At 71.1% G+C, this 7,957-nt stretch carries 6 protein-coding genes and 1 pseudogene; all 7 read right to left on the bottom strand.

What is annotated here, in order from left to right; all coding sequences use genetic code 11:
* Nucleotides 1-246: 246 nt before the first annotated feature.
* Nucleotides 247-468 (bottom strand): annotated as a pseudogene (locus tag AB1578_19920) (type II toxin-antitoxin system HicA family toxin).
* Between the two features lie 2 nt (nt 469-470).
* Nucleotides 471-680: a type II toxin-antitoxin system HicB family antitoxin gene (locus AB1578_19915; GenBank protein MEW6490160.1), complete on the bottom strand. Its 210-nt coding sequence runs from the start codon at nt 678-680 to the stop codon at nt 471-473.
* 408 nt (nt 681-1,088) lie between these two features.
* Nucleotides 1,089-1,301: a hypothetical protein gene (locus AB1578_19910; GenBank protein ID MEW6490159.1), complete on the bottom strand. Its 213-nt coding sequence runs from the start codon at nt 1,299-1,301 to the stop codon at nt 1,089-1,091.
* Between the two features lie 276 nt (nt 1,302-1,577).
* Nucleotides 1,578-2,855 (bottom strand): hypothetical protein, encoded by a 1,278-nt coding sequence (locus AB1578_19905; protein MEW6490158.1) that lies wholly within the window; start codon nt 2,853-2,855, stop codon nt 1,578-1,580.
* Nucleotides 2,756-5,947 (bottom strand): acyl-CoA dehydratase activase, encoded by a 3,192-nt coding sequence (locus AB1578_19900; GenBank protein ID MEW6490157.1) that lies wholly within the window; start codon nt 5,945-5,947, stop codon nt 2,756-2,758. Before AB1578_19900 ends, AB1578_19905 begins: the two co-directional genes overlap by 100 nt.
* A 337-nt stretch (nt 5,948-6,284) precedes the next feature.
* Nucleotides 6,285-7,139 (bottom strand): nitroreductase family protein, encoded by an 855-nt coding sequence (locus tag AB1578_19895; protein ID MEW6490156.1) that lies wholly within the window; start codon nt 7,137-7,139, stop codon nt 6,285-6,287.
* 80 nt (nt 7,140-7,219) lie between these two features.
* Complete coding sequence (locus AB1578_19890; protein ID MEW6490155.1) at nt 7,220-7,891, bottom strand: RT0821/Lpp0805 family surface protein; 672 nt, start codon at nt 7,889-7,891, stop codon at nt 7,220-7,222.
* Between the last annotated feature and the right edge of the window lie 66 nt (nt 7,892-7,957).

Raw genomic sequence — 7,957 nt, 5'->3', positions numbered from 1 at the left:
TTCGGACAGTGCGGAATACTGAGCTCGATCAGGTTGCCTTGGAAAATTAGCCAGAGCAGTGGTTACCATGAACGGAAGCACAAGAAGCGACAAGAAGATGACCTTCATTTCTACCCTCCTTACGAATGATGACGATGCACGCAATCCCTCACTCATGCTGTTCTTCAAGCCCAACGGCGGCCATGTGCGGTGGCCGGAAGCCGAAGGCTGGAGGCCATCCGAACCATGGCCTGGTTCGCCGCCTCGTCGATACTTCAGGAACTCCCGAATGGGCATGCCAATGTCTCGCGCGATCTGGCGAAGAAGGATGGGGGAAATGTCGCGACCCTGATGAAAGGGTACCGTCGTTCCCCTGCCGTCCTCATGCCTGAACTGCTTGTGGCCGCCCTTTTGCCTCGCCTCCTGAAACCCAAGGCGCTCGAGGATGGCGATCACCTCCGACGGCTTCAAAACAGGAACGTCTCCCATGGCTACGCGACCACTACGTTTTGCGTGCCTACGAACTCCGCCTCAAGTTCCGGTTCACCGTCCTCGAGAATCATCTCTATTACTTCTTTGAGGTTGGCCGCAAGTTCATCCATGGTCTCGCCTTGTGAGTGTGCCCCTGGAAATCCGGGTACGTATCCCACATACAAACCAGTATCGGGGCACTTTTCGACTACTGCGGTATAGCTTCTCATACGGTTCTCCTCATGGTCCTTTGCCGTTGATCATTCTCGCCGAACAGTTGTATTATCTGCGCTGCGGTGTTCCCACATATGAGAACATGTTCCTATATGTAGGTGCCTGTTCCCAGGTCTGGGAACCATCACATTCGCACATCTGGGAACATTCCGTGTTCCCAGGTCTGGGAACATCAGGGCGTCACCAGACGCTCCTAGAGGCCTAGTTCCTCGACCACGCGCAGGGGCAGCTCCCAGCTCTTGCTGTCCGGGCGCCAGCGACCGCCCGCCTGCTTCGGGCGTAACCGGTCGAGCGCGGCTGCGGTCCGGTTCCTCTGTAGGAGCCAGCTCCTGCTGGCGATTTCGGCCGAAGGCCGACCCTTCCCCCTGCCGCTAGCGCGGCAAGTCGCCTGCGGGAGCAGGCTCCTACACTCGTTTCTCGTTGTCCTTCGGATAGAGAGCGATCGGCCCGGTTACGCCCGCCTGCTTCACGCGCTGGCGCAGGGCCTCTTCGCCGAAGGCCACGCGCACCTGCACCAGGTCGTCGGGCCCCGGAGGCGGGGCCCAGTCCGGTTCGGCTACGATGAGCTCGACGGTCTTGTAGCGCTTTCGCCGCTCCGGGTCGCAGCGGTAGCGCACGCAGACGAGGCGCCGGGGGCCTCGCTCGCCGGGGCGTAGGGTGTCGGTGGTCTTGAGTGCCCACGCTGGGCGCAGGGGCGGGGGGCAGTGCGCAGGGTCGGGGCCGGCGGTGAGACGAAACGAGGCCGCTCCGGCGACGCAGCGCCAGGAACGGCCTCGGCTAACCCCGCCAGAGGGGAGTTGTCTCCCACCTCTGCCCATCGTTCCCCTCCCCGTTTGTTCTCGGGCCCTTCTACCCCACCCCCGGTCGGGGGTCAACGTGCGGTTCCCAGGTCCTCACCCCCCGAGGCCCGCCGGGGGGCGGGGGAGGGGCTTATTTCGGCTGTAGTTGCGGGCGAGCTCGAGGAAGATCTCGAGATCGGGCTCCGGGTCGGCCCGGGAGCCGTCGAAGTAGAAGTTGCGGATGGGGATGCCGCCGTAGTCGCGGCTGAGGCGGGGGTAGACGGCCTCGGAGACGACGCCGTTCATGCACCCGAAGGGGCTCACGTCGATGACGGCGTCGGCGCCCTTGCCCTGGAGGTAGGCGGCCTTGCCGACGCTCAGCACCATCTCGCCCGGGGCCCCCTCCCAGGGCAGGTAGGGGCGCGCGAGCTCCAGGACCTCGATCACCTCGTGGGGCTCCTCGAACCCCCGGAAGGCCTGGGCCACGGGTTCGAGGAGGCGGTGCTCGTCGCGGCGCTGCACGGCAAGCGACAGGTTGGTGCCGAGCCAGCTCAGGAGGCCCGGCCACCCAGCGGCGCGGGCGCCGAGCTTCTCCCACTCGTTGACGTACCACACCCACTCCCCGATCCCCGAGAGCCAGACCTCGCCCCCCAGGCGCTCCACCGTGCGGATGAGGTCCTCGTTGCTGTAGGTGCTCAGGCGGCAGAAGATCTCCCCCACCATCCCCACCAGGAGGCGGTCGCGGGAGCGGTCGGTCTCGACGCTCCGAAAGCGCTCGAGGCTTCGCGCGAGGCTCGCGGCCACGCGGCCCAGTTTGGCTCCGCCGGCACCGCCGGGGCCCTCGAGGATCCCGCACAGGTCCTCGAGACCGGCTTCGTGGACGTCGTCCGCGGTGCCGGGGACGACCTCGTAGGGGCGGGTGCGGTGCAGCAGCGAGCGCAGCACGTCGGTGCCCACCGTGGCCCACCAGAGCAGGCGCTTGAGGGAGGTGGCGTGGGCGGCCACGTCGCGGTAGCCCGTCTCGGAGCTGGGGGAGACCACGGCGACCTCGGGGCACCCGTGGAGGCGCAGCACCCGCTCCAGGAGGTGGGCGTACTGCCCGAACCGGCAGGGTCCGCTGGTGGTGGGCATGAGGAAGGCGGCCCGGTTCGGGTCGAAGCCCTCCTGCGCCATGGCCTGGAAGAAGTCCGCCAGGGTGACGACCTGGGGGTAGCACTCGTCGCCGCTGGTGTAGCGCCGCGCGAGCTCGGTGGCCTCCTCGCCGGCCTGGGGGCAGGCGCGTGCGTCGACCCCTACCCCCCGAAAGCAGGCGGCGAAGGCGCGGGAGGCGCCGACGCACATGCGCGGCACGTAGAGGGTTCGTCCCTCGAGCCTGGCTCGGCGTTCCACCATCGCAGGATTCCCTTGCTGTCGAGATAGGCCTCGCACCGGGTCATGGTGCCGGCGTCGTTTCCGTGGCCGTCGAACTGGAGCACGAGGAAGGGCTTGCCGGCGGCGTCCTCGCAGAAGTGCTTGAGGTACGAGTCGGGGCCGCACTTGAAGTTGGTGACGTAGATGAGGTGGAGGTTCGGGTGCCGGCTGGTGTACCGGGCCGCCTGGAGGATCTTGCGCCCATAGTTCCAGAACATGTTGGGGTTGAGGTCCCCGATGTCCACTTCCTCCAGGGGAAGGGCATCCAGGGGCAGGACGTTGACGCCGTAGAGGGTGCGAAGCTTGCGGGGCACGTTGAGGTTGAGCCCCTTGTCGAACACGTTGTAGGGCCTCCCCACCAGCACCACGCCGGGCTCACCGCTGCGCTCCAGCACCTGGAGTGCCTGCCCCCCGACGGCGGACAGGGCCTCGCCGAAGAGGCGCTGGGCGCCGTAGGCCAGGGCCACCGCGGCCCGGTGGTGCTCCCGGGAGAACCCGAGGGAGCGCACCGCCTCCCAGAGCTCGCCCTCCACCACCCGCGCGCCCCGGCGAAAATGCACCGTGGGGCAAAGGAGCGCGTCGCCGCGCCCGCCCATCAGGGGGCTCGCGGCCACGACGAAGGGGGCCGTCTGGTTCCAGGGGCACAGATAGCTCTGCGTCCGGTGGCCAGGGGACGCCTCGGCGTCGACCACGTTGGGCAGGAGCACCCGGTCCACGCCCTCCCGCAGGAGGGCGACCGCGTGGCCGTGGGCCACCTGGACCGGGAAGCAGGGCTCGGCCACCGCGGCTTCCACCCCGAGATCCGCCAGGGCCTTGGTGGTGCTGTCGGAGAGCCGCACCCCGAAGCCGAGGGCGCGCAGGTACGCGCCCCAGAAGGGGAGCCGGTCGTGGGCATAGAGGGCCCGGGGAATGCCCACGGTGCCGGGGCTGCCCCGCCGGGCCGCCTCGGCGGTCGCCTTGCGGGCCAGCCGCTCGAGCTCCCCGCCCCCCTCCCCCGCCTGGAGGCGCCCGAGGTAGTCGGCCTCCAGGAGCTCCTCCCGGAGGGCGAAGAGGTCGGGGATGACGGCTTGGCGCGGCACGCGGGCCTCCTGGCGGTAGCGCTCGGCGCACTTGTCCCCCCAGTAGCTCTTGCGCCCCTCGACCCGGTACTCCTGGATGTCGCAGTCGTTGGAGCAGGCCCGGCAGGTAAAGGAGCGCACCTCGTAGCCCGAGTCGCGCAGGCGGTACCCCCGGAAGCGGGTCGCCTCCCCCAGGGCCGCGATCTTCTCCCGGGCGAGCAGCGCCGCGCCGTAGGCCCCCACCACCCCGTTGTGGGGCGGCACCACCACGGTCTTCCCCAGCACCTTGGCGAAGGCCGCCGCCACGGCGTCGTTGTACGCGGTGCCCCCCTGGAAGAAGACGACGTCCCCGATGGGCCGGCCCCGCACCACCCGGTTCAGGTAGTTCTGCACCACGGCGTAGGCGAGCCCCGCCACGAGGTCCGGGAGCTCCGCCCCCTGTCCCTGGCACCGGGCCACGTCGCGCTCCATGAACACGGTGCACCGTTCCCCCAGGCGGGTGGGGGCGCGCGACGAGAGGGCGAGCCGGGAGAACTCGTCCACGATGGCCACGCCGAGCTTTTCCGCCTGCTCTTCCAGAAAGCTCCCGGTGCCGGCGGCGCAGGCCTCGTTCATGGCGAAGTGGACGACCACGCCGTCCTTCAGGTGGATGTACTTGGCGTCCTGGCCGCCGATCTCGAAGATGGTGTCGACCCGGGTGCCCAGGTGGCGGCCGGCGATGTGGAAGGCCCCGGTCTTGTGGGCGGTGATCTCGTCCACCACGAGGTCGGCCCCCAGGAGCTCACCGATGAGCTCCCTCCCCGAGCCGGTGGTGCCCACGGCGCGGATCTCGACCCGCTCCCCGAACCGGTCCAGGAGCTCGCGAAGCCCCTCGTCCACCACCTCGATGGGGCGGCCCCGGGTGCGCAGGTAGATCTCGTGAACGAGGTTTCCCTCGGCGTCGGTGAGCACCAGGTTGGTGCTCACCGAGCCGATGTCGACCCCCAGGTACACGGGCACAGCCCCCCCGTTGGCCGGGAGCAAGGCGGGGCTCGCCCGGTCGCGCAGCAGGGTGACACGGCCGAGATCCAGGGGCTCCCAGGTGGGGAAGGAGGGCGCGAGGGCCCGCCGGGTCGCGGGACCGTGGCGGCCCTCCGCCACCTCGCGAAGGGCCAGGGCGGCGCCGATGGCGCCGTAGTGGGCCGGGTGCTCCGGGGTGACGAGCTGCCCGTTCATGGCGAAGACGTCGGCGAGCGCCCGGCGCACCCCGGCGTTTCGGGCCACACCCCCCACGAACACGGCGGACCCCTCCACGGGACGCACCTTCACGACGCTGGCCTTGAAGTTTCGCGCCACGGCGTCGCACAGCCCCCGCAGCACCTCGGCGGGGGAGGCGCCCTTTTGCTGGGCGTGGATCATGTCGGACTTGGCAAACACGGAGCACCGCCCCGCCACCTTGGCGCCCTTTTCGCACGAGAGGGCCACCGTCCCCACCTCTTCCACCGGGAAGCGCAGCCGGGAGGCCTGCTGGTCGAGGAAGGAGCCGGTGCCCGCCGCGCACTCCCCGTTGGTGTCGTAATCGAGGATCGCGGCCCCTCCCGGGCCCCTATCGCCCCCGTCTCCTCGGTCGATCCGGAGGAACCGGGCACTCTCCCCGCCGATCTCGAAGACCTGGGAGGTGGCCGGGTGCAGCGCGCCCACCGCCCGGGCCAGGGCCCGCAGCTCGTTCTCCCACGGGAGCCCGAGTCGCTCGGCCAGGAGCCTTCCGGCCGAGCCCGTGGCGCACACGCCGGCCCAGGGCTCGGGCATGCGCAGCCGCAGCTCCTCCAGGAGCTCCTGAGCCGTGCCCAGTGGATCGCCCTTGGCTCGCCGGTAGGGGGTCAGGTACACCCGCCAGCCCCCTTCGAGGCCGGCGTCCGCGGTCGCGTCCACCAGGGCCCAGCCCTGGGCCCCGGGGAGCCGCGGCAGCTCGCCGTCGGTGAGCACGGCGGCCTTCACGCTGACGGTTCCGACGTCGCAGCCCACGTAGACCGGCATCCGTCCTCCTTTCGAGGCCGATGAAGAGCAGTGAGGGCGGTAAGCGGAAGGCGGCAGTGTAGCCGGGCGCCGCGCTGCTGCCAACCCCGCACCAGCGCCCGGGATCCACCGCCTGGGTGGCAGGCGGGGTCCGGAAGCCCCTGCGCTTCGTCCCGTAATCCGCGCCAACTGGAGGAGGGGCCCTTCGCGGAGCCGGTGCGCCCAGCTTCACCGATGTCCACCGGCTGTGGCGGATCGGTCGATGCGGTACGGGGCTACGCTCCGGGGCTCCCGGACCCCGCCCCAAAATTTGGTGGCGGACTTGGGGGCGCCCGGAATCGGGCACCCCCGGGCGGGCTCAGACCAGGCGCAGGGGTACCGCCGGGCGGGGCGGGACGCGAACGGGCTCGGCCGCCGGAAAGCCCACGGTGAGCACGGCGTGGACCCGGCGGCCCCGGGGCACCCCCCAGCGCCGCGCCATGCGGGGGAAGCGGCGCAGCACGGCGGAGGCGTAGCCGATGTAGCAGGTGCCCAACCCCAGGCTGGGCGCAAACAGCGTCACCTGGGCGGCGGCGGCAACGGCGTCGGCCTCGGCGGTCTCGGAGGGGGGCGCGTGGAAGAGGAGCACGGCGGGGGCGCCGTGGAAGAGGGGGTCTTCCCCCCTGCGGAGCCGCTCTTGCGCCCGCAGGAGCCCGGGCCTGGCATCCCGCAGCTCCCGCGCCCTTCCTCGGCCCAGGAAGACGCCCAGGGCGGCCAGGCCCCAGGAGCTCCCCGCCACGGCAAAGAGCCTCCGGTAGAACCCGACCACGGCGTCCCGGAGGCCCTCCCGCCGCGGGCGGGTCACCACCGCCACGCACCCGAGCTCCCGGGCGTTGTGGCCTGTGGGTGCCCAGCGGGCCGCTTCGAGGAGGGCTTCGAGGCACGCGCGCGAGACGGGCCGGCGCTGGTACGCACGCACCGAGCGGCGCCGCCGGAGCCAGCGCGCGGCCTCCTCCGCCGCGGGCGCCGCCCCGGCCTTGGCGAACGCCTCCGGCGCCAGGTCCCGATGGGCCAGGGCGTCCTCGGGACACACCGCCGCGCAGTGCCCACACCGGATGCACCGGTCGGCCCCCCCGGGGTCGGCCTGGGGGAGCCCCCCGGGGCCCGGTACCGGGATCCCCTGGGGACAGACCCGGACGCACTGGCCGCAGGCCCGGCATCGGAAGGGATCCACCGAAAAGAGGGGTCTCGCCCCATCCCCGCTTGGGCCGGCGGCGCCGGTTTGTGATGGACCGGCCTCCTTCGCGCGCACCCTCAGCGCGACACCCGCTCCCAGGAGCCGTCCGGCTGCCGGCAGGCCGTCGCGTAGAGCTGCTCGGTAAGCCCCCCGATCTGCGCCTCGGTGCGGAACTCCCGGCAGTACCGGTCGTCCCTTCCCTGGTAGGTTTGGGTGGGCGTCACCTGGTACACCACCCCGTTGTCCGGGTTCACCCACTCCACGGGCCGGGCCGTCGGGGCGTGCTCCAGCACCTGGCCCACGCAGGCCGCGTCCAGGTCGTCCATCCACCGGCCGATCCGCTGGCCGACGATGGCCCCGAGGATCGTTCCCCCGATCACGGCCGCATCCCTGCCGCGCCCGTCACCCACCTTCGACCCGAGCACGCCCCCCGCCGCCCCGCCGAGCACCGCGCCCAGGGTACCCCGGTTGCAGCGCCCGAGGTCGATCTGGAAGGGCGCCGCGTACACCCCCCCTTCGGCGTGGGCAGGGGTGCCCGCGTGGCGGCGATAGCCGTGGGCCGGCGCCCAGGGGGGCGGCCCGCCACCCCGATACTCCACCTTGGCCTTTGGACCGCGCTCCTTGTGCTCTCCCCTTCCCTTGCTTCCCTTGTCCTTCGCACCCGCCGGCAGCGGTGCGGCCGCAGCCAGAGCCAGGGCGAGCACCAGGCAAGCGAGCCGCCCGGCACTTGGGAATCCTCTTCTGCCCATCTCACACCTCCTTTACCTGAGCCCGGCCTTGGCCGGTTCGGCCCCCTCCACCGGGAGGGACCGCCC

The organism is Thermodesulfobacteriota bacterium (genome assembly GCA_040756475.1).
Lineage (GTDB): Bacteria > Desulfobacterota > Deferrisomatia > Deferrisomatales > JACRMM01 > JBFLZB01.
This window is presented reverse-complemented; position numbering and strand designations above follow the sequence as displayed.

Excerpts from the sequence above, each read along its gene's own strand:
- AB1578_19905 (MEW6490158.1), bottom strand. The coding sequence starts at position 2,855 with ATGGTGGAACGCCGAGCCAGGCTCGAGGGACGAACCCTCTACGTGCCG.
- AB1578_19900 (MEW6490157.1), bottom strand. The coding sequence starts at position 5,947 with ATGCCGGTCTACGTGGGCTGCGACGTCGGAACCGTCAGCGTGAAGGCC.
- AB1578_19915 (MEW6490160.1), bottom strand. The coding sequence starts at position 680 with ATGAGAAGCTATACCGCAGTAGTCGAAAAGTGCCCCGATACTGGTTTG.
- AB1578_19890 (MEW6490155.1), bottom strand. The coding sequence starts at position 7,891 with ATGGGCAGAAGAGGATTCCCAAGTGCCGGGCGGCTCGCTTGCCTGGTG.